This window comes from Allobosea sp. 05T433, assembly GCF_056396065.1.
The window spans coordinates 123,255-148,531 of sequence record NZ_JBFTKS010000008.1 but is presented as its reverse complement, the minus strand read 5'-3'; the positions used below and the strand labels follow the sequence as shown (position 1 = coordinate 148,531).

Below are 25,277 nucleotides of genomic sequence, written 5' to 3'. Positions count from 1 at the left end.
AGATCGGGGGGCGGCCGCGTCAGGGCTGATTGCCTGCGTTCGCCGCGGTTGCCCCGCCTTACGCCACCATTGATCTGGTCCAGTGGCCGGTCGCGAATGTCCTTCGCCCAGCCGTTCCGTGTTAATATCGGCCTGTGCGACAAGGTCGTTGCGACAGGAGGCTTGTGATGATTCTCCAGCTCGGCAGTACAGCACCTGATTTCGAGGCCGAAACGACGGAAGGGCGAATGCGCTTCCACGACTGGATCGGCGATTCCTGGTGTGTGCTCTTCTCCCACCCCAAGGATTTCACGCCGGTCTGCACGACCGAGCTCGGCTACATGGCCAAGATCAAGTCCGAGTTCGATCGGCGCAACGTCAAGATCATCAGCTTCAGCGTCGACCCGGTCGGGAACCATGCACGCTGGGCGGAGGACATCGGGGAAACGCAAGGCCACAAGCCGAACTACCCGATGATCGGCGATCCGGATCTGGAGATCTCCAAGCTCTACGGCATGCTGCCGGCCAGCACATCCGGCACCTCGGATGGCAGGACGCCGGCCGACAACCAGACCGTGCGCAATGTCTTCGTCATCGGGCCCGACAAGAAGATCAAACTGATCCTGGTCTATCCGATGACGACAGGGAGGAATTTCGACGAGGTTCTGCGTGTCATCGATTCACTCCAGCTGACGGCGAAGCACCGGGTCGCGACCCCCGCCAACTGGAAGGAGGGTGAAGACGTGATCATCGCCGGCTCGGTGTCGAACGATGAAGCGAAGCAGCTCTATCCGGATGGCTGGAGGGAACCCAAGCCCTATATCCGCATCGTGGCGCAGCCTGGGGGCTGAGAGAGACTTTGCCTCAAGCGATGCTCGCTACAGTCGCAGTAAGGCGACGAGCTGTGGGAGCAGGATTGCAGCCCGCCCGTGGCCGGTTCTGCGCCAGAGGGACGGCTGGTTGCATCAGCGCCCGTCAATTCCTCGCTTTGGCGTTGCGACTCACCAGCTGACCTTGATGCCGAGCCTGCCGTCATAGGCATGCGAGCGGCCGTTGAGGCCGATCGAGTAGCCGGCGCTGGCGTAGAGGGCGGTGTTCCTGGTCATCTGCGCGTCGGCGCCGACCTTGAACTCGGCCCAGCTGCCGCCGAGATCGGCGCGAAACGGGATGAAGCCGGTGGCCGAGGAGAACGCGGTCTTGGGATTGCCCATGAACTCGTTCCAGAGGCTGGCCTTCAGCCAGGCGGTCAGCATCCGCGGTTTGACGCCGCCAGTGGCGTCCTCCAGCGTCCAGCTTCGCGCAAGGCGGGCGCCGATCCGGCCGGCGAGTGAGTCGGCATCGGAGAAGCGCACCAGCGCTGCCGAGTCGGAGGCGCTCCCGTTCGAAATCGTCTGATAGACCAGTTGCGCCTGCGGCTCGAGGATGACGCCGTAGCCGAGCTGGAGCGGATAGCCGCCTTCGAGCGAGGCGGCAAAGCCGAACGCGTCGCGGTTGAGGATGAAGCCGCGCTTGGAATCGGCCTTGGCATCGTACCAGGTGCCCTGGACGACGCCGTCGAGATACCAGCCCGACGGCCCGAAATGGGTCCAGTAGCCGCCGAGCGAGTAGGCATCGATGGTGTTCCGCCCGGCCCTGATGCCGTTGAAATGGGTGACGTCGCTCTCGATCCGGCCAATCGCGGCATAGATGCCGGCATGGTCTCGCGAGCCGTCGGCGCTCACGCTGCGATAGAGGTCGAGACCGGCCTGGAAGGCATAGAGGTCGTAGTCGTAATTCGGGCCGTTGCGGAAGATGCCCCAGGGCCCGCCATCCTGGTTGCCATGGGTGCCGATGATCCGGGCCCAGCCGGCCGAGGCATAAGAGCGACCGGGTGCGGCTGCGCTCGCCGGCAGCCGCACGGTGGTCGTGCAGCGAAAGTTCTTGTCGGGGTTCTTGCACCAGATCGTGCGCTCCTCGCTGACCGCCGGCGCTTCCAGCGGCGCGAGTTCGCCGACGCGCTCATGCAGGCTGTCGATCAGGGTACGGCCATAGATCAGCTGCATCGCCGGCAGCGCCGCATAGAGCGAGGTTTCGCGGCGAAAATCCGGGATGCCCGTTCCTGGTGGAGATGGCGTCGGTCCGGGACCGGGCGGCGCAGGGGTTATCTCGGAGCGCAGGTACCAGTTTTCCGGACCCGAGGCGTCGACGCTGCTGCGGTACAGTGAATACTCATAAGGGCCCGCGACCACCGGCTGGCCGAGCGCGAAGGCTCCAGGCACGGTCGTGCCACCATTGATCGCGTCGACCACCAGGATGCCGTTGCCGATGGTGAGATTGCCCGGGCCCGTGGTGTTCGTCACGCGCAGGAACGAATTGCCACTGGCAACGCCGCCGTTGATCACCAGCCGGTCCGAGGGAGAGCCATCACTGCCGAGGAAGGTGTTGAGTCCGAGCGTTCCGCCCGCGCCCAAATAATTCCGTGTCGTCAGCGTCTTGTAGCTGCCCAGTATCGTTGGATCGCCACCCGGCGGCGTGAACTGGATCAGCCCGGCATTCGCAACCTGCTGCGTGACGGTCGAGTTCGCGGTGACCGTCCAGGTGCTGGTCGGGTCGACCGTGACATTGGTCACGTCGAAGGCCGCCCCCGTCCATTGCGAGCCGGTTGCGAGGCTGATGTTGGCGGTGGTCTGCGCGGCGACGAGCGCATCGCCGGTCAGGACGCTCCCGTTCGAGGCGTCAAACTGCACGGCGGTTGGCTGCGCCGGGCCGAAGGTGCTGGCGAAGGTCTGGAGCAAGAGCCCGCCACCACCTGTCACGACCGTTCCAGCGGTTGTCAGATTGAGCGGGCCTTGTGCCTCCACCGCGGTCGAGGTCGCACTGGTCAGGCTGCCGCCCGACAGCCTGACGAGGTTCACGCTGGTTGGGGTGATGTTCAACGAGGAAAGGCCAACGGTGCCCGAACCCGTCGCCTGGACAGTCGTGCCGGTCAGGTCGATCAAGCCCGGCCCGCCGTTGATGAAGAGGGCGGCGCCGCCTGCTCCGGAGGTCGTCACGCGCGAAGCGCGCCCGATGACGGTGCCGTTGGAATCGACGCGGATGCCAAAAGCGTTCGTCCCCGTCGTGGTGATCGTGTTGTCGGTCATGTCGACGGTGCCGCCGAGGCCGGCATCGGCGCCGGCCGCAGCATTGCTCGAGGTCACAGTGATGGTCGTGCCGGTGCTGGTGATCAGGGCTCCGGCTCCCTGTGCCAGCAGGCCGCTGACCGGAATCGCGCCGACCAAGCTGAAGACCGAGCCGACGGGCCCTGCAGCGGTCGCGAGATTGGCCGTTTGGAGCACATAGGCGTTCGGGCCCTGCTCCGAGTTGATGGTGATGACGCTGCGCCCCGAGAGCGTGATGCTGCTGTTCGCTCGCGCCCAGGCGCCGGCGGCTGCATTCGGACCCTGAACTGTCACGTCCGCGATGTTGAGCGAGCCACCGTTGACGGCGAAAAGGCCGGTGCTGCCTGGCCCACCGGAGGCATTGTTGAGATTGACGGTCAATCCGTTGCCGATGGTGCCGAGCGCCACCGCCGTATTGTCGACGCCTATGCCGACATTGCCGGTGCCGTTCATTTGAAACGTCGACCGGGGAAGGATGCTGACCTGGCCGCCGTCATGGAGATAGATCCCCATCGAGCCGCCGCCATTCATCGTGACCGGAATGAGAACGTCCGCAATGACGCGGCTGCCGGTGCCCGAAGCCCCGAGACCGACGGAGTTGAACGCAGCCGTCGTGATGCTCGTGCCGCTGTGCAGATTGACGGTGCCGCCGCCCTCCGCGATCGCGCCATGGCCTGCCGAGATGGTCGGGGTTGCGGTCGCGGTGTTGTTGACGATGACGTTCGTGGCGTCGATTCTGCCGCCGATCGCGACAAGTCCTGCTCCAACGCCAGTCGTCGTGATCGAGACGCCGTTGAGAGTTGCGCTACTGGCGGCACCATTGGCGAGAACTGCGTGGCCGCCTTGGGTCAGGATGCTGAGATTGCCGTTCGGCACGGTGATCGCGCCGCCATTGGCCTGGAGCGCATTGCCGTTCAATGCCTGAAAGGTAATCGGGCCGGGAAGGGGCACCGCCAGACTGTCGATGACGAGCGTGCCACCGGTGACGTTGCTTGCGTTCGTGGCACCGGGCGTCGCGACATTCGTGCTGCCGACGACGGTCGTGGTGCCCGCCGTGACATTGATCGTCGCCGTGATCGTCGGTGGGCTCGGCCCGACCGTCTGGGCGCCGAGCGGGAGGGAGGACAAGAGCAGCCCGACGCTTGCTGCTCCGCAGGCTGGCAGGCCACTCGTAGGCACGACCCAACGGTACATCATTCTCATGATGCCCTCCGGTTGCGGTGGCCCTTGGTCCTACGCTTCTGTTCTCGCCTTGCGCCGAATCACCCGTGTTTCTGCCGAATCTGCAGATGCTGCCTGCAGCACGGACAACCGTCGATAGGGAAAACCCTGAGATACGGCGTTCGCGGTTTCGTTGGTTTCCATGAGATTAACGACGGCTCCCACGCAACATGGCCTCCGTGGCCGGTCGGCCATGGCGGTCATGTTGCGTGGGGTAGCCGGAGGGGCAGCGGTTGAGGACTTCGCCGCGTTCAGCGGATTCAGCGCAGCGGGGGAGCGTACAGGATTCCGCCCATGCTCCAGAGCTGGTTCAAGCCACGCGGGATGCCGAGGCGGGATTTCACACCAAGATTGCGCTCGTAGAGTTCAGAGTAGTTGCCGACGGCCTTCACGGCCCGAATGGCCCAGGCATTGTCGAGCCCGAGCATCTTGCCGAAACCACCCTCGGCGCCGATGAAGCGACGGACGTCAGGCTTGGCGGAGGCCAGGGCCTCGGCCGTGTTGGTTGAGGTGATGCCAAGCTCCTCGGCGTTCACGAGAGCAAAATTCACCCATTTGACGAAGGTGAACCAGGCGAAATCGTCACCGCGCGTCACCGGGCCAAGCGGCTCCTTCGAGATCACGTCAGGCAGGATGACGGCATCGGCGGGGCGAGGAAGCTTCAGGCGTTCGGCATAGAGCGCCGACTGGTCGCGCGTCAGCACATTGCATTCGCCAGCCTGGAAGGCCGCGAGAGCAGCGGCAGCCGTCGGGAAGGCACGCTCTTCATAGGTTATCGAGTTCGAGCGCAGGAAGTCGGAGAGGTTGAGTTGCGTCGTCGTGCCCGCTTCGACGCAAATCTTGGTGCGGTCGAGTTCGAGCGCCGAGGTTGCCGTCACCGACTTCATGATCATGAAGCCCTGGCCGTCGTGATAGGTCACGCCGGCGAAAGACAGGCCGAGCTCGGCCTCGCGCGCCAGAGTCCAGCTGGAGTTGCGCGAGAGCAGGTCGACCTGGCCGGCGCGCAGCGCGTCGAAACGCTGGCTCGCCGAAAGCGGTACGAAGCTGACCTTGGCCGGATCATCGAAAATCGCGGCCGCGACGGCCCGGCAGAAATCGACATCGAAACCCGACCACGCGCCTTGCGCATCCTTCTCGGAGAAGCCGATCAGGCCTTCGCTGACGCCGCATTGCAGGGTGCCGCGCTGCCTGACGGTGTCGAGCGTTCCGGCTGCGGCCGGCTGCGCCGCTCCCCAGAGCGTGACGGCCGCGAAACAGGCAAGCGCGCTGCGAAGGTAGGTCTTGGCCGCGTTCAGCATGACCATCGGTCTCCGGTTGGGACAGATTGCGGAATTGGCAGGGGGCTCGCGCAAGTCAGAGACTTGCACCGTGTCAGAGACTTGCACCGTGCCGGACGACGACCTTGGTGTTGAGCGGGACGCGCTCATACAGATCGATGATGTCGCCATTGGCGAGGCGGAAACAGCCGGACGAAATCGATTGGCCGATGGTCTCAGGCTGGTTGGTGCCGTGGACCCGGAAAACCGTCGAGCCGAGATAGAGCGCTCGCGCTCCCATCGGGTTCCCCGGACCGCCGGCCATGAAGCGCGGCAGATAGGGCTGGCGTGCGATCATCTCCGGCGGCGGGCGCCAGTCCGGCCATTCCGCCTTGCGGCTGATCTTGACCAGGCCCGACCACTGGAAGCCTTCACGGCCGACGCCGATGCCGTAGCGCAGAGCGCGGTTATTGCCCTGGACGACATAGAGGAAGCGTTCCGAGGTATGAATCACCACGGTTCCCGGCGGCTCGTTGGAGCGGAACAGCACGGCCTGACGCGCGTAGGGGCCGTCGGCGACAACGGTTTCCTCACCCGAAATGCGCCCCGGCTCGTCACCGATGTCGAGGGTCTCCGCCTCGCCGGCCTTGGGGGCCGCGAATGCGCTGCCGGGCAGTGTCGCGACAGCACCCAAGGCCAGAGCCGCAAGGCCGAGGCAGGTTCCAGCGATTGTCTGCTTCCGTCCGCTTACCCGCATACTGCTCACTCCCGGATTGTAAGATGCGCTCAGGCTCCGCAGCGCACGAAGATGAAGGTTCCATAGCGGCGATGCGCGTCGGGATCGACGAAGCGCATGACCAGCTCCCTGTCGGTCGCGGACAGGATTTCGCGATCCTGCGGGTCCCCGGCGGGAGCCTCGAAGCCGAGGAAGTTTCTGCCGCCCGGTCCGCCCTTGAGCTTGAGCTCATAGAGCTTGGGATCGTCGGCGACATGCATCATGACGCCGTCGGTCGGGCCCTTGGTGATCGAGTAGGGCATGTTGCACTGGGCCTTGGCCTGGGCCTCGGTCCGCTTGCGGTCCTTGTCGGCGTGGAAGGAGGCGATGCCCCATTTCCCGATCAGGCGCTCGCGCGGGATGCTGCTCGGTCCAGCTGCGGCACCGGCGGACGAGCTGCCTGCATTTTCACTGGTTCCGGCGCAGCCTGCTGCGGCCAGCGTGAACGCCGCCGCGGCGAGGCGGGTCAGCATGCCAGATCGAAGAGAAGTTGTTCTGGGAGGGTTTGCACCGCCTGAATGGTGCAGAATTGCCGGGAAAGTGGCTTGGCCTCTGTCGTGTTGCGGTACCACATTACACTCCAGCATCTTCGGACACAGGTCATCATGGACGAAGCCGCCGGCAGAATTCAAGCCATCACTTGCACAAGCATCGATGTATCTTCCGCTGCGAGATCTATGACCTTCCCCACGCGGTGTTGAACGCGCCTGAACAGCGCAGGCGCCTCCCTGGTTATTGGCCTGGAACGGAGTTGGGGCGCGCTTGCAAGCCCAGGAAATGCCGGATGACCGGTTTGTCATGGCCTGTATGGAATTTCGTGACTTCCGCCTGGATATCGGCATCGGCCTGCGAGACACGCCTGTGCTGACGCAGATGCTCGGCCCAGGACTCGACCATGAACCATTCAAGGATGCAGTCGGGGTCGGCGGCATCCTCGCTGACGCCCCAGGCGAAGGCGCCGTCCCGGCGCCGCTCCGGAGCGAGCCGCGCCACCGCCTCGAGGAAGGCGGCCCGGCTTTCGCGAGCGACACGGTACTCGATCGTGATGGTGACGGGGCCGCGATCGTGTTCGACCGGATCGGCGATCGCCGGCTCCGGCCAATGGGTCGAGGGGGTGAGATCGGCCTCGCCCGCCGGTAGCCGCAGGCGCAGGACCGCAACGGCGACCAGCGCGAGCGCGAGTGCTGCGACGAGCAAGGTGGCATGCAGCCCGATTGCTTCGGCAACAAGCCCCCAGAGCAGGCTTCCGGCGGCCGACGCGCCGTTGAAGATCGTGAGGTAGATCGCCAGGCCGCGCCCGCGCACCCAGTTTGGCAGAATGGCCTGTACCGTGCCGTTCAGCGTCGTCAGCGCAGCGATCCAGGCGCCGCCCAGGACGAGCAGCATGAGAATGGCGAGCCATTGCGGTGGCACCGCCGCCAACGCCGCCGTCACGGCGGCCGTGACGAGCGCGGCGCCGAGCATGATGCCGTCGGCATCGAGATGGGCCCGGATCCGCGGGAGCACGATGGCCCCTGCGATCGCGCCGGCTCCTACAGCTCCGAGAAGGAGGCCATAGAAACCGGCGCCCCCGCCGAGCAGCTGTCGGGCAACGAGGGGCAACAGCGCCCAAATGGCGCTGGCGCCGGCGAAGAACAGGACGGCCCGCAGAAGAACCAGGTGAAGCTCTCGACTGGCGCGGGCGTAGCGCAGCCCCGCCCTGAAAGCGCCGCCGAAATGTTCGCGGAGCTCGTCATCGGCGCCGGCGGGGCGCTGCCACCAGACCAGTGCCGCGATGACGAAGACATAGCTCAGGACGTCGGCGCCATAGGTCGAGGCGGCACCAAAGGCCGCCAGGAGCGCGCCGCCGGCGGCAGGGCCGATCGCGCGGGCAATGTTGATGCCGAGCGAGTTCAGGGCGACGGCATTGCGCAGCTCGGTCATCGGCACGAGCTCGGGGACGATCGATTGCCAGGTCGGCCCCATCAAGGCCGCGCCGACACCGCCGATGAAGGTCAGCCCGACCAGAAGTTCGATCGTCAGCCGGTTGGTCAGGGCCAGCGTCATCAGGACAGCGCTGGTGCAGCCCAGCAGCAGCTGGACGCCGATCAACAATTTCCTGCGGTCGACGATGTCGGAGAGCACGCCGGCCGGGATCGCGAGGAGGAAGATCGGCAAGGTACCGGCGACCTGGATCATGGCGACAGCCGCAGGCGAGCCGGAGAGATCGGTGACCAGCCAGCCGCTTGCGACGTCGCGCATGAAGGAGCCGACATTGCCTAGGACCGTGGCCGCCCAGAGTACGGCGAAGACGGAGTGCCGTAGCGGCGCGAAGGCCGAAGACGCCGGTCTGGCTGCGGTATCGTGCGGCACTTGGGTCATCAGACTCGTGCTCCCCGGCTCGAACGGGCGGAAAGCACTGCCAGCAGCGCCAGCCCGCCGGCAATCGAGACATGCTCGAAGAAGATGTTCTGATGCAGGAAGCGCTCGCCCGCGGGCTTCAGCCAGAAGGCATGGGCATAGAGTGTCGCGAGGATCGTGAAGCCGGCCAGCGCCGCCGCGCCGATCCAGGCATAGCGGCCGCCGGCAATCAGCAATGCGGAACCGCCGAGCTGCGTCAGGATGACGAGCGTGGCGAAGAATGCGGCAGGCTCGAGCCCGGTCAGACCGCGGACCTCGGCGGTCGCTCCCGCGAAATCGAACAGCTTGGCGATGCCGCTGAGCATGAAGGGCAGCGCCACAGCGACGCGGGCGAGAACAACCAGCCAGGGCTGGCCAAGGAGCCGTTCGACGGCGTGCTGAGCGGAAGAGAGTGGCGAACCGGGCATGATCGATCCCTTCGTGCGCTCAGAAGGCCCAGCAGGAGCAGCCCAGTGCTCCCCAGAACGAACCCTCGTCGCGCACCGGCACGGTTGCGGCCAGGGCCGAAGCATGTGCGTGTCCGTGGACGCCGCACGCGCTGGCACAGCCGCAGGCGGCCGCGAAGGCATATTTGCGGTCATCCATGCCCGCACGCTTCTGATATCCGCCGAAGGTCCTGACCGGCGACCAGTCCGGCATGGCCGGCGGCAGTGGCGGGGCAAGCCCGGCATAGTCGCCGGTGCCGTGAACCGGCTTGCCGCCGAGCAGCGTTAGCACGCTCTCGATGTCCTGGATCTCATCCTCCGGCACGGTCATGTAGTCGCGATCGAGCACGACGAGATCGGCAAGCTGGCCGGTCTTGATCTGGCCCTTCTTGCCTTCCTCAGTCGAGAACCAGGTATTGGCCTGCGTCCAGAGCCGAAGCGCGCTTTCGCGGTCGAGCAGGTTGCGCTGCGGGTAGAGCCTGAGGCCGCCCAGCGTCTTGCCGGTCACGAGCCAGGCGAGCGAGACCCAGGGGTTATAGCTCGCGACGCGGGTCGCGTCGGTGCCGGCACCGACGGGGACGCCGGCCTCGAGCATGCGCGCGATCGGCGGTGTGCGCTCGGCCGCCCTGGCGCCATAACGTTCGACGAAATCCTCGCCCTGGAACATCATCCGGTGCTGCACGGCGATGCCGCCGCCGAGCGCTGCGATGCGATCGATGTTGCGATCGCTGATCGTCTCGCAATGGTCGAAGAACCAGTGCAGCCCCTGCAAGGGCGTGTCGCGGTTGACCTTCTCGAAGACGTCGAGCGCGCGGGTGATGGTCTCATCGTAGGTGGCATGCAGGCGCCAGGGCCAGCGGTTCTCGGCGAGCAGCCGCACGACGGGTTCGAGATCGCCCTCCGTCGTGGACGGCATGTCCGGTCGCTCGACCCTGAAATCCTCGAAATCCGCGGCCGAATAGACCAGCATCTCGCCAGCGCCATTATGGCGATAGAGATCATCGCCCTGGCCGGGTTTCACCTGGTTGGCCCAGCCCGCGAAATCGGCGAGCTCCTCCTTCGGCTTCTGCGTGAAGAGATTATAGGCGAGCCGCAAGGTCAGCTCGCCTGCGGCATGCAGTTTCTCGATGATTGCGTAGTCATCCGGGTAGTTCTGGAAGCCGCCGCCTGCATCGATGATGCTGGTCACGCCGAGCCGGTTCATCTCGCGCATGAAATGGCGCGTCGAGTTGAGCTGGTACTCGGGCGGGAGCTTGGGGCCCTTCGCCAAGGTGGCATAGAGGATGTTGGCGTTGGGCTTGGCAATCAGCAGTCCGGTCGGGTTGCCGTTTGCATCGCGCTGGATCTCGCCGCCCGGTGGATCGGGCGTCTCCTTGCCGTAACCGACGGCGCGGAGGGCCGCGGCGTTGAGCAGGGCGCGGTCATAGAGATGCAGGATGAAGACCGGCGTCTCGGGGGCGATCACGTTGATCTCGTCGAGCGTCGGCAAACGCTTCTCGGCGAATTGATGTTCGGTGAAGCCGCCGATCACCCGCACCCATTGTGGCGGCGGGGTCACCGCGACCTGGCGCTTCAGCATCTCCATCGCCTGGGCAAGCGAGCGCACGCCGTCCCAGCGCAACTCCATATTGTAGTTCAGCCCGCCGCGGATGATGTGCATATGGCTGTCGATCAGCCCCGGAATGACACGCCGGCCGCCGAGGTCGACGATCGCAGTCGTCGGGCCGGCCAGAGCGCGCATGTCCTGTTCCGCTCCGACACCGATGAAACGGCCATCGGAGATGGCAGCCGCCTGCGGATCGGGGTTTCTGCGGTCCAGAGTGCTGAAGCGTCCGTTCACGAGAAGAAGGTCGGCGGTCATGGCGGCTTGTCCTGTCGTCGATGTCTGGGCGGCGGCCCGGCCGCCGAGCAGCGTGGAAAGCGCGCCGGCCGCGCCGCCGAGCGTGGTCTGTCTGCGGGTCGGGTTCATGAAGGCTTGCTGCCGGCATCGTTGCGTTCGGCCTGCTTTTCGGCGGAGCGCGCGGGCAGGGCGCCGAAAAGGTGCTCGCCGCATTCGCTCCTGAGCCAGCTGATGCTGAGCCGCTCGCCCGCCAGGACGCGCTTGGCGATCGGCACGATCTGCTCCCCGGCCAGGATGCCGAGGAGACCGATCAGCGCCACCACCGGTGGCGCTGGCGAGCGGACATTTAGCAGGCTGTAGATGATGCCGACCAGCAGGCCGGCCCCCAGGGCCAGCAGATAGGGCTTCATATCGACCTCCCTTGGGCTCTGGCCGCCCGACAATCAGCCTTTCACGAAAGCGAGCAGATCGGCGTTGACCAGCTCCGGATGGGTCGTGCAGAGCCCGTGCGGGAGCTTCTCGTAGACCTTGAGCGTGCCGTGCTTCAGCAGCTTGATCGAGAGCAGGGCCGCGTCGGCGATCGGCACGATCTGGTCGTCATCGCCATGCATCACCAGTGTCGGCACCTCGACCGCCTTCAAATCCTCGGTGAAATCGGTCTCCGAGAAGGCCTTGATGCCGTCGTAATGCGCCTTGGCGCCCCCCATCATGCCCTGGCGCCACCAATTCCGGATGATGCCCTGTGACGGGTTCGCGCCCGGGCGATTATAGCCGTAGAAGGGCCCACTCGGCACATCGAGGAAGAATTGCGCGCGATTGGCGGCGAGCGCCTGCCGGAAGCCGTCGAAGACCTCGATCGGCAGCCCGCCCGGATTGGCCGCGGTCTTCAGCATCAGCGGGGGCACCGCGCCGATCAGCACCAGCTTGGCGACGCGGCCCTTGCCATGGCGGACCGTGTAGTGCAGCGCCTCGCCACCGCCGGTCGAATGGCCGACATGAACGGTGTTTCGCAGGTCGAGATGCTCGACCACCGCCGCGGCATCGGCCGCGTAATGGTCCATGTCATGACCGTCTCCGGTCTGGGTCGAACGGCCATGGCCGCGCCGGTCATGGGCGACGACGCGGTAGCCCTTCGCGAGGAAGAACAGCATCTGCGCGTCCCAGTCGTCCGAACTGAGCGGCCAACCATGGTGGAAGACGATGGGCTGGGCGTCTTTCGGACCCCAGTCCTTGAAGAAGATTTCGAGACCGTCCTTCGTGCTGACCTTGGGCATGATCAATGTCCCTCTTGTGCGCCGAACATCGTCTTGGCGTAGATGATGCCGAGACCGTAGGCCCCGCCGAACTTCTTGGCGATGCCGGTGGTGAGATCGTAGGTGTCCGTCCTCGCCCAGTCGCGCTGCAACTCGAGCAGATATTGCAACGCGGTCATCGGACGGGCGCCGGCCTGTACCATCCGCTCGACGGCCCGCTCATGCGCTTCGTCGGAGACGTCTCCGCAGGCATCGGTGATGACGTAGACTTCAAAACCCTGGTCGATGGCCGAGAGCGCCGGGCCGACGATGCAAACCGAGGTCCAAAGGCCGGCAAGCACGATGCGGCTCTTGCCGATCTCGTTGACGCGCGCGATCACCGCGGCATCCTCCCAGGTGTTCATGGAGGTGCGATCAAGCAGCTTCTGGCCGTTGAAGGCGGTCGTGATCTCCTCGAACATCGGCCCGGAGAAGCTCTTCTCGGCGACGGTGGTCAGGATGGCCGAAACGCCGAAGCCGGCGGCGGCATGGGAAATCAGGGCGGCGTTGTTGCGCAATGCCACGGCATCGATCGACTTCGTTGCGAAGGACATTTGCGATTGAAAGTCGATCAGGATCAGGGTGTGATCCTGAGGAGAGAGCAGCAGTTTACCTGGAACCGGAGTTGCGCGAGCCATGAACCAACCTCCATCGCGGCAGTGAACACGGCTGCACGCTAGCGCTGCAATACGGCCTCGACCAGTAGTAACCTTATGGATACCGCAAGCTTGCCATGAACAAGGTTGAAAGAATTGAAGTCGACGATAGCAAATGCCGGGTGGAACCTTTGCTCAAGTTCCTTGCCCAGGAATGGATGAGCCATATCATCTGGGCTCTCGGCCAGAATAACGCGCTGCGGTTTGCGGAGCTTCGCCGCGCGCTGCCCGGATCGATCTCCGCGCGTGTCCTTTCCGCCCGGCTCAAGTCACTTGAAGGCAAGGGTTTCGTCATCCGTTGCGACCTGAGCGAGAATGTCCGCCATGTCGAATATAGCCTGACTGAGGAGGGGCAGGCTCTCGACGCCGAACTGAGGCGGAGCGAGGCCTTTTCCCACGCACGGTATGGCCAGGTCCTGGCACGTTCGGCGGGCGAGTAAGCATCCGCGGGGAGAACCACCCCAAGATTGCTGTCTTGAGCCGCCTGGCGTTCAGATCGGTGACGTCGTGGGGGTTGCAGCCCTTTACGGCTGGGTGTGGAGAACGCGCCCGCCGAGGCTGGCGCCCTGCAAGAGCCCGACCAGATCGGCCTGGCGTTCGAGGCCCGTTTTCGCAAAGACCCGCTTCAGAGTGGTCCGAACGGTTTCCTCACCGATGCCGAGGGCGAGCGCGGCATCGCGGGGGCGGCTTCCGGCGGCGATCAAGGCAGCGAGCTTGGCCTCCGCCGGCGTCAGGTCGAACAGGCCCTGGATGACCGAAGCGGTCGGGACCTCTCCGGGGACGACCGGCGTTACGACCAGAATCGCATGGGCTTGCGACAGCACATCGTGACCCGCCCCGGTCACCGGCACGAGATGCGCGATGAAGGGCGGATTATCGCCCTCGGCGGCAATCGGGATCGAGCGGACGGCGGCATCGTGCGGCGCTTTGCCCAGGGCTGCGAACGCCTGGAGAAGCAAGCGGTCCGCAGAGGGATTGGCGAGCCCGAGCCGGGATGGGCGGTCCTGCGCGACATCCGGCATCAGCCTGACGAGGAGCGGATTCGCAGCGAGGGCCTGTCCGCGCCATCCGAGCACGGCTGCAGGAAGGCCGATCATCTCGAGCGCGTGGGCAACGGTGCGGGCACGCTCCATGTCGAGCCGCGCTGCCAGGATGCCGGCGCGAGCAAAATGGGACCGCGTGCGATCGACCTGCGTGACGAGATCGCGCCCGACCGGCCCCGATGCATAGTCGCGTTCGGCATGGACGATGATGGTGTCGCCGCTCGGAACCTCGATTGCGGTCGCGACGCCGAAGCCATAGCCACGCGGGATGAAGAAGTCGCGATAGATCGGGTCCTGAGCCATTTCCTGCATGGTGAAGACGTCGGCATCGGTTGCAAAACCGGGATGCTGCAGCGCCATCAGACGTTTGGTCCGCTCGTTGGACGCCCCGGGATAGAGGCTGAGAAAATCGAGCCAGAGCTGCTCAAACGCGGGTGAGGAGTTGACGAAGCGCATCTCCTCGCCCCGGACGGTGCAAAGCACCGCGTCCTTCGCGCTGCAGATATCGGCGAATTTGGCGAGCACGGATGGCCAGAGGCTTGGCACAAGGGCTGCCTCGTAGACGGCATCGATGAGCTGATGCTCGCGTGGATCGCTCATGCCACCCTCCGGTCCTGACCGATCATCCGCCGATACCGCGCTGATTCAGCAATACAACAATAGTAGGGCACTTCGGCCATCAGCCGGCTCACTATCAGACAAGGTCCGGTGCCAGTCCACGATCGACTGAGGCGCGCCGGTGTGTTTCCGGTTCCCAGCGGGCCATTTAGGTCCGTTTGAGAGTCTGGCCCCGGCGTTCGACGGGCCTGGCGGCCGCTTCTCAGAGGGACAACATCCGGTCAATCCCTTCAGTACGGGCTTTACAATATACATACGACTGTATATTTATTGCAAGCTGTGAGGTGACATGATGACGAGCGATAAGAGGAAGGAGCGCGGCGACCGCGCCCGGGCCAACATTCTTCACCATGCAACCCGGATCGCCTCCATCGAGGGGCTGGACGGTCTGACGTTCGGGCGCGTGGCCGCTGATGCGGGGGTTGCACGAGGCAACATCCAAATCCTCTTTGGCGACAGAGAGGCGCTGCAGCTCGCGACGATCGAGAACGGCGTGTCGCTATACACGGACGCCGTCATTGGCCCCGCCAGGGCAAGGCCAAACGCGGTCGAGCGTCTCATCGCTCTTATCGAGGGCTGGTACACATTCGTGGAGCAAAGAACGCTTCCGGGCGGCTGCCTGGTTCACGCGCTGAGCAGTGAATACCGCACGCGTCCGGGACGGATCCGCGATCGGGTGGAGCATCATCGGCTCGAGGCGAGGCAGTGCATCGTCAATCTGTCGACCGAGGCGATGCGGGCGGGAGAGCTTCAGCCCGACACCGATATTGAGCAGCTCGCCTTTGAGCTTACTTCGTATCAGGCATCGGCCAATGTGGCGGCCCTGATGGGGGAAGCCGACCAGTTCGAACTGGCGCGGCTCGCATCCAGGCAGCGGCTCCGGGCGGCGCGGGGTCTAAGATGAGCTGCGACCCATTCCGCTCCGGAGAGCCGGAACGCCAGCAGCGACCTGCCGCTCGTGGCCGATCTGCGGATTTGTTGGCGAGGCGAGACGGGTTGTCGCCAGCTTTCCGAACCTTCCTTGAAGACCTGAAGTTCATCCTGCCGGGCCCCTAAAGGACCTCTCATCGAACGGCTTCGTGCGCTTGAGGCCGAACGTCTTGATGAGCCGCGCCGCCGCGCCGGCTGCCCGCTCATATCCCAATTGTTCAACCAAACAACTTGGCATCGGTGCTGACATCGCCGGGCCGGAAAGGTCCATTCATGGTCGCTGCGCCGCTGCAAACTCCACGTGAAGTCGATCGGCCGCAGGCCAAGAGCCCATGGCTCCCGGTTTCGATGCTCGCATTCGGTGTCTTTGTCGTCGGGACCGGCGAGTTCGTCTTGGCGGGCTTGCTGCCCCTTCTCAGCAGTTCGCTCAAGATCGCGCCGTCCGTCGCGGGGCAGGTCATCACGATCTTCGCGTTGACCTGCGCACTCGCGGGCCCAGTCCTGACGACGTCCACCGGGGGATGGGACCGAAGAACCGTACTGGTCGCCGCAGTGGTGACTTATCTTGCCGGGAGTGTCTGGACTGCGCTTGCGCCGTCCTATGCTCATGTTCTGGCCGGTCAGGTCGTGGCTGCTCTCGGCGTTGGATTATTTGTGCCGACCGCCACCGTAACTGCTGCCGCGATGGTTTCGCCAGCACACCGGGGCCGAGCCATTGCTTTGGTCGTGAGCGGCTTCACTGCGGCGACTGCGCTTGGGGCACCCTTGGGTACAGCGTTCGGCGGGATGTTCGGCTGGCGGTCGACCATGTGGCTTGCAACCGGACTGGCCGTGGTTGGCGTCATCGGGATCGTCATCTCCGTCCCGAAGACAACGACGATCGCGACAGCACCGGGGTTACGCCAGCAATTGCGGTTCCTGCTCGAGCCTCAAATCGCTGCGGTCCTCGGAGTGACCCTGCTGGCCTTCACCGCTGTGTATATGCCCTACACCTATATGGGCGTCATCTTTGAAACGGCGACGCAGGGAAACAGTCTCTACCTTGCGGGGCTCATGACAACGCTTGGCGTGGTTGGCACTGTCGGGAACCTGGGCGCCGGTATGCTCGCCGACCGCTTTGGCGGCCGCAGGGTGGTGGCGATCGCCTTGGTCTGGCTCATCCTCAGCCTGGTCGTCCTGCGATTGACCACCGATAACCTGGCATGGGCCTTTGCATTGATCGCGGTGTACGGCATCGCCGCCTTCGCCATTACGACGCCGCAACAGCACCGACTGATCTCCCTGAAGCCTGAAGCCGCCGGTGTTCTCGTTTCGCTCAACCAGGCAATCCTGTACCTCGCCATCGCACTATCGGGTTCCATCGGCGGTCTAGGGATTGAGTGGCTGGGCTCGAACAATCTCGGCTTCGTCGCCTCGGTGCTGGCAGCCATGGCATTGGGGCTGTCATTGTCGATGAAATCGGAGAGCCATGCTCACCGATGAGGATGCAATCCGCTTGCCGCAAGGGACATCTGTCATGGATAGAAGCAACACTTCCGTCCGGCCGTAAGATAGTCGCTGTTGCCAAGGCCTGTTTGGCTTCGCTCATCGCTCGTCGTCTTGTTTGCTATTCATCGCTTTGCAACCAGGCGCGTCGAGCGCTCACCACGTTACATCTGGTCACGAGGCAATAGGGGGGCAAATGCCGTCGCCTTGATCTCCACCAGCCCATCTGCCGCGTTGAGTTCAGCGACGGCCAGTTCGACGCAGGCGGGATAGGGGGCGGGAAAGAACTCGTCCCGGACGGCCGCAATCGCGGCCAGTTGTCCTGCTTTGTCCAACGCCAGTCGGTCGCTGCCGAGCACATGAAACATCTGAAGTTCCACGACATCATCCACACGCGCCCCGCATGCGTTCAGAAGCTGTTCCATCAATGTGAAGACACGACGCAATTCGCTACAAAAGCGCTCGGCGTCCATCGCTGTCGATTGCCTGTTGCTGGCGACAAGCCCGGACAGAAATACGAAATCTCCAGCGCGCCGCGCCGGGGCATAATGGAACTGTTCGACATCGTCCTTGAGCACGGCGGGCACCACCACCTTGCCAGTGGACGTAGCATGATCGCGGATCGAACGATTGACCTGTTCTTCCATCGTGTTTCGACCTCTCGGGGGCATGGTTTGGGCAGGTCGGCCTGCGATCTACACGTGCAGCGGGGTCATTGACGGAGCGATGAGCGCCTCGAGCTCGTCTCTCGTGGCGCCGTCGCGAGCTTGCATTGAAAGGCCTTGCATCACTGCGCTGTAGTAGTTGGCCAGCACCGGGATATTGCTMGAACCCACCAGGTCACCCTCCGCCACGCCCCGAGCCAGCCTGGCGCGAATACGCATCTCGGTTTCCTCGCGAATGCTCCTGAGCAGTTCGCGCAGTGGTTCGGTTTCAATCTGGCAGTTGACCACGCCGAGGATCAGCAGGCAGCCGCCAGAGTGTGGTGCGCTGAGCGCCGTGTCGATGCTGGCCTGAAGCATGGCGCGGATCGACTCCCGTACGGTGGTGCCTTCGTCGAGCGCGCGCAGGGCGCCAGATCCTGCGGTCGCCACATAGAGCTCTACCGCCTCCCGAAACGCTGATTCCTTCGAGACAAAGGCTGCATAAAAACTCGGCGGCGTAATCCCGATCGCTGCCGTCAGGTCGTTGAGCTGAGTGCCCTCATACCCCTTGGCCCAGAACACTTCCATGATCCGCTGAAGTGCGTGGTCACGGGCAAAGCTGCGCGGGCGGCCTCGGACTGCCATGGTGTTCCTTTTTGTAGCGTGAATTATATAAATCCTTGACCATGGCACGCAAGCCGGGTAGCGAATTTTATAGTGAGAATTATAGAATGGATTGAGTGACAATGGACACTGTCGATCGCAGCAGCCCGGCGAGCTCGGCTTCCGGAACGCCGACAGCGCAGGCCGTGCGGGAAGGACTCCCGGTAGTGGTCTATGTCCTGGGATTGACGATCTTTTCGCTGACCACATCGGAATTCATGGTCGCCGGCATGATGCCCTCGCTGTCGGCCGCGCTTGGCGTAACGATTGCCGAGGTCGGGTATCTGATCTCGATCTATGCGGCGGGGATGGTCGTCGGTGGGCCGCTGCTGACCCTCGCGCTTCTCAAACTCGGAGTTCCAAACAGGCGCGCACTGCTTGGTTTGCTTGCGCTCTACAGTGTTGGAGGGATCATCGCCGCGACGGCGGATGGGTATGGCATCATGGTTGCCGCGCGGATCATCACCGGTGTTGCCGGTTCGGCATGTTTCGGGGCGTCGTTGGCCATCTGTGCCGAAGTCGTTCGACCGGACGCGAGAGGGCGGGCCTCATCGATCGTGCTCGCCGGGTTGATGCTCGCGACGGTCCTGGGCGTGCCGGCTGCGACCTTGATTGACCAGCGCTTTGGCTGGCGAGCGAGCTTTTGGCTGGTCGTCGCGCTCGCGATGCTGTGTGCCGCTGTCATAGCAGCATTGGTTCCGGCATCCAGGAAATCGGCCCAAATCAGCTTGAGCACTGAACTGGCATCGTTCCGAAACGGCCAGCTTTGGGCGGCCTATGCCACGAGCGGTCTGATCATTGGCGCGACCTTTGCCGCATTCAGTTATTTCTCGCCGATCTTTACGGATGTGACGGGCTTTTCTCCTGCCACGGTACCCCTGCTGCTCGGCGCTTATGGTGCAGCCAACGTCATCGGCAACGCGATCGTTGGGCGCTTCGCCGACAAGCATACGATTCCGATCCTCGTCGGCGGCCTGATCGCATTGGCGGGGACGCTCGCGACATTCGCAGTCTTTGCCGATCACCGCATTGTCAGCGTCGTTGCTTTCATTGCGATAGGATTGGTCGGGGTCCCCATGAACCCGGCGATGATTTCACGCGTCATGAAGACAGCGCACCCCGGGCCATTGGTGAACACAGTCCACACATCGGTCATCAATATCGGTCTTGCAGCAGGCGCCTGGTTCGGTGGCATCGGTATCGTCGCCGGTTATGGTTTGCGCTCGCCGCTTTGGATCGGTGTCGCGCTGGCGCTGCTCGGTCTCGTCAGCCTCATGCCGCGCAGCGTCAGGAGATCGGTGCAATGACTGCCTAACGGACGCCAAGCAATATCCGGGGATGCAGGCACTCAGACGGTTCGCAGGCCAGGGCAGCCTGGACGGCCAATCGCAGATGCCGTCCGCGATCGACGGTTGGCGCGTCACCGGCCCAAACTCGGGGCTAAAACGATGGCGGCGTGCAGGCACTTACAACTTCGCAGGCAACCGGTCCCACGCATCTAAACCGATGCGGCCTTCGGCTATCGAAATAATACGCATCGCCGGGGCCCAGTATTCGGCGCTGATCCTCGACCGTGACCTCCAGCCGGCCAATGAGGACAATTCCGCCCTCTTCGCCATCATGGGCGAGCAGCACACGACCTGTGTCGGTCCCTGGTTCGTAGCGTTCCTTCAGGATTTGAAGTGCGCGACCGAACAGGCTCTCGCCCACTTGCCGATACGAAATCCCGCCCTTGCCAATCTCAACCAATTCACTGGCTTGATAGAAGGTCTGTTGCGGCCTGTCAGGCTCCATTGAGAAGAATTCGCTGAGTCCAATGGGAACTCCATCGAGAATTCGCTTCAGGACTCCAACGGATGGGCTAATGGAGTTCGACTCGATCAGCGATATCGACGAATTGGCTATGCCGACACGCCTAGCGAGCGTGCGCTGCGATAGATTGTATTTCTGTCGGATGAATCTAAGGCGAGCACCTACGTCCACAGACACCGAACTCTCCTCCCCGCCAACCCGTGCTTGTCCCGCGACGATCCTCGACACATCTTCGTCCCGTGCGCTTGCCGTGGGACATATGCCAACTGTGTTTGACGCGAAGGGGACAGCTTATCTGTCAAACCGACGCCCACGGGCCCCAAATGAGCTCATTTTCGTGTCGGAGCTTACCGGCATGGCGCAGTCACCCCTCCGACATCGATGCCGATCACCCGCTGTTCCTTCTGTTCAATATCTGCATCGATCTATCTTTGTCTCCTTATAAATCAGCGTCTTATGTTTCATCCGAAACAGACTTGTTGGCAATGACGGAACGTGGCTTGTGGCAGGCAGACAAGGGAGCACGCCATGACCGCCAACACTCCGCCAGCCTCATTGCAGAACGCCCGCTCGCTCGACAGCTACTGGATGCCCTTTACCGCCAACCGGCAGTTCAAGGCCGCGCCGCGGCTCCTCGCCTCGGCCCAGGGCATGCACTACACCACCGATGATGGTCGCAAGGTGGTCGACGGCACGGCCGGGCTCTGGTGCGTCAATGCCGGACATGGCCGCCGCCAGATCACGGAAGCGGTCGAGCGCCAGCTTTCGACCCTCGATTATGCGCCGTCCTTCCAAATGGGGCACACGATCGCCTTCGACTTCGCCGAGCGCCTCGCCGCCCTGGCGCCAGGGGCCGGAGAGGCGAAACTCGATCGCGTCTTCTTCACCGGTTCGGGCTCGGAATCAGTCGATACGGCTCTCAAGATCGCCATCGCCTATCAGCGCGCGATCGGGCAGGGGACGCGAACCCGCCTGATCGGCCGCGAGCGCGGCTATCACGGCGTCGGCTTCGGCGGCATTTCTGTCGGTGGACTGGTCAATAACCGGCGTGTCTTCCCGCAGCTTCCGGGCAGCGATCATCTGCGCCATACGCATGATCTTGCCCGCAATGCCTACACGAAGGGGCTCCCGGAGCACGGCGCCGAACTTGCCGACGATCTGGAGCGCCTGGTCGCGCTGCATGGCGCGGAAACGATCGCGGCGGTGATCGTCGAGCCCGTCGCAGGCTCGACCGGCGTTCTGTTGCCGCCGAAGGGCTATCTGCAGCGCCTGCGCGAGATTGCGACGCGTCACGGCATCCTGCTGATCTTCGACGAGGTCATCACCGGGTTCGGCCGTCTCGGCACGCCCTTTGCGGCCGAGTATTTTGGCGTGGTGCCGGACATCATGACGACGGCCAAGGGGCTGACCAATGGTGCGGTGCCGATGGGCGCCGTCTTCGCCAGCCGCAAGGTGCATGATGCGCTGATGACCGGTCCGGAGGCTGCGATCGAGCTGTTCCATGGCTACACCTATTCCGGCCACCCGATCGCTTGCGCCGCTGGTCTCGCGACGCTCGACATCTATGCCGAAGGGGGGCTCCTGACGCGCGCCGCCGAGCTCGCGGCGAAATGGCAGGAGGCGATGCATAGCCTCAGGGGCGCTCCGCATGTGATCGATATCCGCACCATCGGCCTCGTCGTCGGCATCGAGCTCGAATCGCGCGCTGGAGCGATCGGGGCGCGGGCTTATGACATCTTCGTCGACTGCTTCGAGAAGGGGCTGCTGATCCGTGTCACCGGCGACATCATCGCTCTGTCGCCACCGCTGATCGTCGAGCCCGGGCAGATCGACGACATGGTGTCCCTGCTCGGCGAAGCGCTGAAGCGCGCAGCCTAGAGCAAGCGCCGGTGCATTCGCGGCCATTGCGCTTGCCGCCTTCGACGGAGGGCGTCAGGCGCGTCTCCGCCGGTGCGGCGCTGCCTGCGATCGAGGTAAGGACGCCGCAGGAGAGCAATTCACACCGGGTGTTGCTGCAGCCATTCCAGCAGCAACACGTAGCTGACGGCCAGAAGAACGGGCCCGACGAATAGTCCGAGGAGCCCGTCGACGATCATGCCGCCGATAACGCCCATCAGAATGACCGGCATCGGCACATTCAGCCCTCTGCCGAGCATCAATGGTCTGAGAATGTTGTCGCCGAGACCGACGACAATATTCCAGATCAGAAAGATGACTGCCGGCTGCGTTGCTTCGTAAATGAAGACATAGMCGACCACAGGCAGCGTCAGCAAAATCAGCGGCACCTGCATGATGCCCAATATGAGCGCAACAAGGGTCAAGGGACCGGCTGCCTGAATTCCTATGGCGAAGAAGCCCAGGCCTAAAAGCGATGACTGGATCAGAGCAACGCCAACAACCCCGAGTCCCACGCCGCGGATCGTGGCTGCGGTCAGCGTGACCAGTTGCACCGCGCGCTCGTTGCTCCCTGTGACGCGTGTCAACAGGCGTCTAGCGAACGTTGCTGCGTCCTTGCCGTAGACAATGAGTACCGCGGCGATCGCGAAGGAAAGAACGAATGAGAGTTCGCCAACGGCAAGGCCACCAGCGAACGTAGCCAGCCATGCCAAGGGCCCGCTGAGCAGGTGGCCGTATTTTGCCAGCGCCGCCGGCAGGTTGGAGGCGACGAGTGTCCAGATCTCCGTTAATTTCTTGCCGATCAAAGGGGTGCCATCGAGCCATAGGGGTGGCTGTGGGATGGTTACGTTCTGGCTCTGCAAGGTCGAGATCAGCGAATAGAGCGTCGTCGCAAGCGACGTCACCGCAATCACCATCGGCCCCAGCATCAACACGACGCCGATCAGTCCGATCAGCAGCGCCGATCCACGATTCCCGAGCCGCGGCATCAAGCGCAGATGGAGCGGATACAGCATCACCGCCAGGATCGCTGACCAACTCAAAAGGAATGCAAAGGGAAGCACGATCCGTGCGCAGGCATAGACCAGCAGGGCAACCAGACCGACCCGAATGGCATTGTCGATCATGGTCGAGGGGCGACCGAGGTTTGGAGCCTTCCCGTCCATCGATCTGCCCCCTTAAACAGTTTGCTGCAAGAGCCTCGTGTGGTGTGTAGTACTCAGCCCATTCTGGACCACGTCGGAAATGCGACGAGAATGGGCTGGATCTCCGGTGGACGTAGCGGAAGACGAGTTCCAAGTGCCTGCCTATCCGATTGGCCGAACAACCACGGCTCATCGTTGGCTGACACGCAGAACACAGTACAATGAACGTAAGCCCTGTAAACTAACGTTCTGGCATTCGATGATGTGCCCGGGAATCGGCATGTCCGGTTCCGCTGGCGACTGGCAGAAAGTCGAATACTCTCCAACGCGCTCGTCAGCGTACCGGCGGCGCACCCATCTTCGCGAGAACAGATTAATCCATCCGAAACGGCGATCTTGACCGGTGAATACGATCGATAGACAGTTCCGGCAGTCGGAAATTCGCTCATGGCAGCTTTCGACCCGTTCGGTGGCCGACGCCTTGTTCTAGCGTTCGACGCACAGATGGAAGCGCTTGCCTTACTATAATGGAAGGCTGCCGCGGTCTGCTTGGGGGCGTGTGGGTGCCTAATCTTACGAGGTTTCATCTGATGGAGCCCAAAGAGAAAAGGCGCGCCTCTTTCTTCGCCCTCGCGCAACAATTCCGTGTGATAGGGCCAATTCTGTCCGGAGTGCTGGTTGTCATGATCGGGCTCGGATTGGTGATTGGACGCATCGTCCTGACCGGTCTTGTTGCAGCGGGCAGCGTCCAAGCGCTCCGCGCGACGGAGATCGATTTTACTGACGAGAAATAAGGTTCAACTGAGAACGCCTGGAGTGACGCCCGGAGCCCAAACGAAGGTGCCAGTTCCAAGACAGGGAAGGCCTACCTGATGGCAATGATTGCGCCGCTGCTCCGAGAAATCCGCCACAATGCCATTCTCTGGCTGTTGGCGATGGTACCCGCAGTATTCATCGCCCAGCGCCTCAAGCCCGAAGCACATACACTCCTGTTCGTGCTTGCCGTACTTGCACTCGTACCCTTGGCGACGTTGCTGAGTCACGCGACGGAGTCCGTTGCCGTGAAGACAGGTGATGCCGTGGGCGGCCTTCTCAACGCCACGTTGGGCAACCTGACCGAGCTGATCATTGCGCTGGCCGCGCTACGCGCCGGTGAATTCACGTTGGTGAAGGCGTCCATCGCCGGAGCGATCGTGACCAACACTCTGTTCATGCTGGGGGCGTCATTTCTGATCGGCGGTCTCAAATACCATGTGCAGGACTACAATCGGGTCAGTGCCCGCCTCCAAACGAGCCTTCTCTTTCTTGCCGTTGTCGCCATGCTGGCTCCGTCGATCGTTCCCGATGCGGGCTCCGTGGCGTCATCGAGCTTCGCCCATCAATTGAGCGTGGGTCTGTCGGTGCTGCTGATCGGGACCTATGCGTTGGGCTTGGTATTCTCGCTCAAGTCACACCGGGAGTTCTTCGGCAGCACGGATACAGCGGAGGCCGGCGAAGAGGCATTTCCGCTGGGCTTGGCTCTCGCGACCCTGGCCGGCGTTACGGTCCTCGTGGCACTGGTCAGCGAAGTCTTCATCGAATCCGTCCAGCAAGCCGCTGTTGCGTTGGGAATGACGCCTGCGTTTGTAGGATTCATCGTCGTGGCGCTGGTCGGCGGCGCTGCCGAAATGGCCTCGGCGTTCTCCGGCGCGAGCAGAAACCGGCTTGACCTGAGCGTGGGCATCGCCTTGGGAAGCGCATCCCAGATCGCGCTCTTCGTCGCTCCGGTGCTGGTCCTGCTCAGCTACGTCATCGGTCCAGCGCCGATGAATTTGCTGTTCTGGCCGGGCGCGGTGGTCATGGTGCTCATTTCCACGCTGACCGCGTTCCTGACGACCAGCGGTGGTCGCTCGACCTGGTTCGTCGGCGTGCTCCTGCTGATGGTCTATCTGATTTTCGCCATGACGCTTTACCTTCTGCCGCCAAATATGCAGTAGGCGAAGCGGCCCGATCTTGGCCCGCGAGCCGGCCATCGGCCCGACCGCCGGCCGGCGCATCGGGTCGATGCAATCCTGTGC

23 protein-coding genes are annotated in these 25,277 nt (G+C 63.5%); 8 read left to right on the top strand and 15 right to left on the bottom strand.

The annotated features are described in order from the left end of the window. Nucleotides 1–167: 167 nt before the first annotated feature. Nucleotides 168–830 carry a peroxiredoxin gene (locus tag AC1DGP_RS13695; RefSeq protein ID WP_476832219.1) on the top strand — a complete coding sequence of 221 codons (663 nt, stop codon included), beginning with the start codon at nt 168–170 and terminating at the stop codon, nt 828–830. A gap of 150 nt (nt 831–980) precedes the next feature. On the opposite strand, the gene AC1DGP_RS13690 is transcribed toward AC1DGP_RS13695, so the two are convergent. The 10 genes from AC1DGP_RS13690 to AC1DGP_RS13645 all read right to left on the bottom strand — a co-directional run bounded on the left by AC1DGP_RS13690 (nt 981) and on the right by AC1DGP_RS13645 (nt 12,966). Next, the gene (locus AC1DGP_RS13690) at nt 981–4,322 is read right to left on the bottom strand and encodes an autotransporter family protein (RefSeq protein ID WP_441504271.1); all 3,342 of its coding nucleotides are present in this window, start codon (nt 4,320–4,322) and stop codon (nt 981–983) included. A gap of 278 nt (nt 4,323–4,600) precedes the next feature. Next, nucleotides 4,601–5,638: an amino acid ABC transporter substrate-binding protein gene (locus AC1DGP_RS13685; protein ID WP_441504272.1), complete on the bottom strand. Its 1,038-nt coding sequence runs from the start codon at nt 5,636–5,638 to the stop codon at nt 4,601–4,603. A gap of 73 nt (nt 5,639–5,711) precedes the next feature. Then, a complete protein-coding gene (locus AC1DGP_RS13680; RefSeq protein WP_441487823.1) occupies nt 5,712–6,353 on the bottom strand; it encodes a L,D-transpeptidase in 642 nt (213 codons plus the stop codon). Between the two features lie 29 nt (nt 6,354–6,382). Continuing rightward, nucleotides 6,383–6,844, bottom strand: coding sequence for a hypothetical protein (locus tag AC1DGP_RS13675; protein WP_441487824.1), 462 nt, complete (start codon nt 6,842–6,844; stop codon nt 6,383–6,385). Between the two features lie 259 nt (nt 6,845–7,103). Then, nucleotides 7,104–8,732 carry an MFS transporter gene (locus AC1DGP_RS13670; protein WP_441504273.1) on the bottom strand — a complete coding sequence of 543 codons (1,629 nt, stop codon included), beginning with the start codon at nt 8,730–8,732 and terminating at the stop codon, nt 7,104–7,106. Further along, on the bottom strand, nt 8,732–9,178 hold the full coding sequence (locus AC1DGP_RS13665) for a DoxX family protein (RefSeq protein ID WP_441504274.1): 447 nt from the start codon (nt 9,176–9,178) through the stop codon (nt 8,732–8,734). Before AC1DGP_RS13665 ends, AC1DGP_RS13670 begins: the two co-directional genes overlap by 1 nt. Nucleotides 9,179–9,197: 19 nt before the next feature. Continuing rightward, complete coding sequence (locus AC1DGP_RS13660; protein WP_441504275.1) at nt 9,198–11,165, bottom strand: amidohydrolase; 1,968 nt, start codon at nt 11,163–11,165, stop codon at nt 9,198–9,200. Beyond that, entirely contained in the window at nt 11,162–11,446 is a 285-nt protein-coding gene (locus AC1DGP_RS13655) for a XapX domain-containing protein (RefSeq protein ID WP_441504276.1), read from the bottom strand. Before AC1DGP_RS13655 ends, AC1DGP_RS13660 begins: the two co-directional genes overlap by 4 nt. 33 nt (nt 11,447–11,479) lie before the next feature. Continuing rightward, nucleotides 11,480–12,310, bottom strand: a complete 831-nt coding sequence (locus AC1DGP_RS13650; protein WP_441504277.1) for an alpha/beta fold hydrolase — start codon at nt 12,308–12,310, stop codon at nt 11,480–11,482. A gap of 2 nt (nt 12,311–12,312) precedes the next feature. Then, a complete protein-coding gene (locus tag AC1DGP_RS13645; protein WP_441487830.1) occupies nt 12,313–12,966 on the bottom strand; it encodes a hydrolase in 654 nt (217 codons plus the stop codon). 140 nt (nt 12,967–13,106) lie between these two features. Here AC1DGP_RS13645 and AC1DGP_RS13640 point away from each other — a divergent pair, with 140 nt between their 5' ends. Further along, the gene (locus tag AC1DGP_RS13640) at nt 13,107–13,424 is read left to right on the top strand and encodes a winged helix-turn-helix transcriptional regulator (protein ID WP_441487831.1); all 318 of its coding nucleotides are present in this window, start codon (nt 13,107–13,109) and stop codon (nt 13,422–13,424) included. Between the two features lie 84 nt (nt 13,425–13,508). On the opposite strand, the gene AC1DGP_RS13635 is transcribed toward AC1DGP_RS13640, so the two are convergent. Then, a complete protein-coding gene (locus AC1DGP_RS13635) occupies nt 13,509–14,627 on the bottom strand; it encodes a helix-turn-helix transcriptional regulator (protein ID WP_441504278.1) in 1,119 nt (372 codons plus the stop codon). Nucleotides 14,628–14,934: 307 nt separating this feature from the next. Here AC1DGP_RS13635 and AC1DGP_RS13630 point away from each other — a divergent pair, with 307 nt between their 5' ends. Together AC1DGP_RS13630 and AC1DGP_RS13625 are read left to right on the top strand one after the other, a co-directional pair. Then, nucleotides 14,935–15,549 carry a TetR/AcrR family transcriptional regulator gene (locus AC1DGP_RS13630; protein ID WP_441504279.1) on the top strand — a complete coding sequence of 205 codons (615 nt, stop codon included), beginning with the start codon at nt 14,935–14,937 and terminating at the stop codon, nt 15,547–15,549. 299 nt (nt 15,550–15,848) lie between these two features. Then, nucleotides 15,849–17,057: an MFS transporter gene (locus tag AC1DGP_RS13625; RefSeq protein ID WP_441504280.1), complete on the top strand. Its 1,209-nt coding sequence runs from the start codon at nt 15,849–15,851 to the stop codon at nt 17,055–17,057. Nucleotides 17,058–17,224: 167 nt separating this feature from the next. Here AC1DGP_RS13625 and AC1DGP_RS13620 read toward each other — a convergent pair whose 3' ends face one another. Both AC1DGP_RS13620 and AC1DGP_RS13615 read right to left on the bottom strand, forming a co-directional pair. After that, on the bottom strand, nt 17,225–17,707 hold the full coding sequence (locus tag AC1DGP_RS13620) for a Rid family hydrolase (RefSeq protein WP_441504281.1): 483 nt from the start codon (nt 17,705–17,707) through the stop codon (nt 17,225–17,227). A 48-nt stretch (nt 17,708–17,755) separates the two neighbouring features. Beyond that, nucleotides 17,756–18,292 carry a TetR/AcrR family transcriptional regulator gene (locus AC1DGP_RS13615; RefSeq protein ID WP_441504282.1) on the bottom strand — a complete coding sequence of 179 codons (537 nt, stop codon included), beginning with the start codon at nt 18,290–18,292 and terminating at the stop codon, nt 17,756–17,758. A gap of 158 nt (nt 18,293–18,450) precedes the next feature. Between AC1DGP_RS13615 and AC1DGP_RS13610 the strand changes: the two genes are divergently transcribed. Next, nucleotides 18,451–19,674, top strand: coding sequence for an MFS transporter (locus AC1DGP_RS13610; protein WP_441504283.1), 1,224 nt, complete (start codon nt 18,451–18,453; stop codon nt 19,672–19,674). A gap of 133 nt (nt 19,675–19,807) precedes the next feature. On the opposite strand, the gene AC1DGP_RS13605 is transcribed toward AC1DGP_RS13610, so the two are convergent. Continuing rightward, nucleotides 19,808–20,356, bottom strand: coding sequence for a cupin domain-containing protein (locus tag AC1DGP_RS13605; protein ID WP_441487838.1), 549 nt, complete (start codon nt 20,354–20,356; stop codon nt 19,808–19,810). A gap of 351 nt (nt 20,357–20,707) precedes the next feature. Between AC1DGP_RS13605 and aptA the strand changes: the two genes are divergently transcribed. Next, nucleotides 20,708–22,057, top strand: a complete 1,350-nt coding sequence (gene aptA / locus AC1DGP_RS13600; protein ID WP_441504284.1) for an omega-aminotransferase AptA — start codon at nt 20,708–20,710, stop codon at nt 22,055–22,057. Nucleotides 22,058–22,176: 119 nt separating this feature from the next. On the opposite strand, the gene AC1DGP_RS13595 is transcribed toward aptA, so the two are convergent. Beyond that, entirely contained in the window at nt 22,177–23,202 is a 1,026-nt protein-coding gene (locus AC1DGP_RS13595; protein ID WP_476832218.1) for an AI-2E family transporter, read from the bottom strand. Nucleotides 23,203–23,810: 608 nt separating this feature from the next. On the opposite strand from AC1DGP_RS13595, the gene AC1DGP_RS13590 reads away from it, so the two are divergent. Together AC1DGP_RS13590 and cax are read left to right on the top strand one after the other, a co-directional pair. Continuing rightward, a complete protein-coding gene (locus AC1DGP_RS13590; protein ID WP_441504286.1) occupies nt 23,811–24,014 on the top strand; it encodes a hypothetical protein in 204 nt (67 codons plus the stop codon). 87 nt (nt 24,015–24,101) lie between these two features. Next, a complete protein-coding gene (gene cax / locus AC1DGP_RS13585) occupies nt 24,102–25,196 on the top strand; it encodes a calcium/proton exchanger (RefSeq protein WP_441504503.1) in 1,095 nt (364 codons plus the stop codon). Nucleotides 25,197–25,277 lie beyond the last annotated feature (81 nt).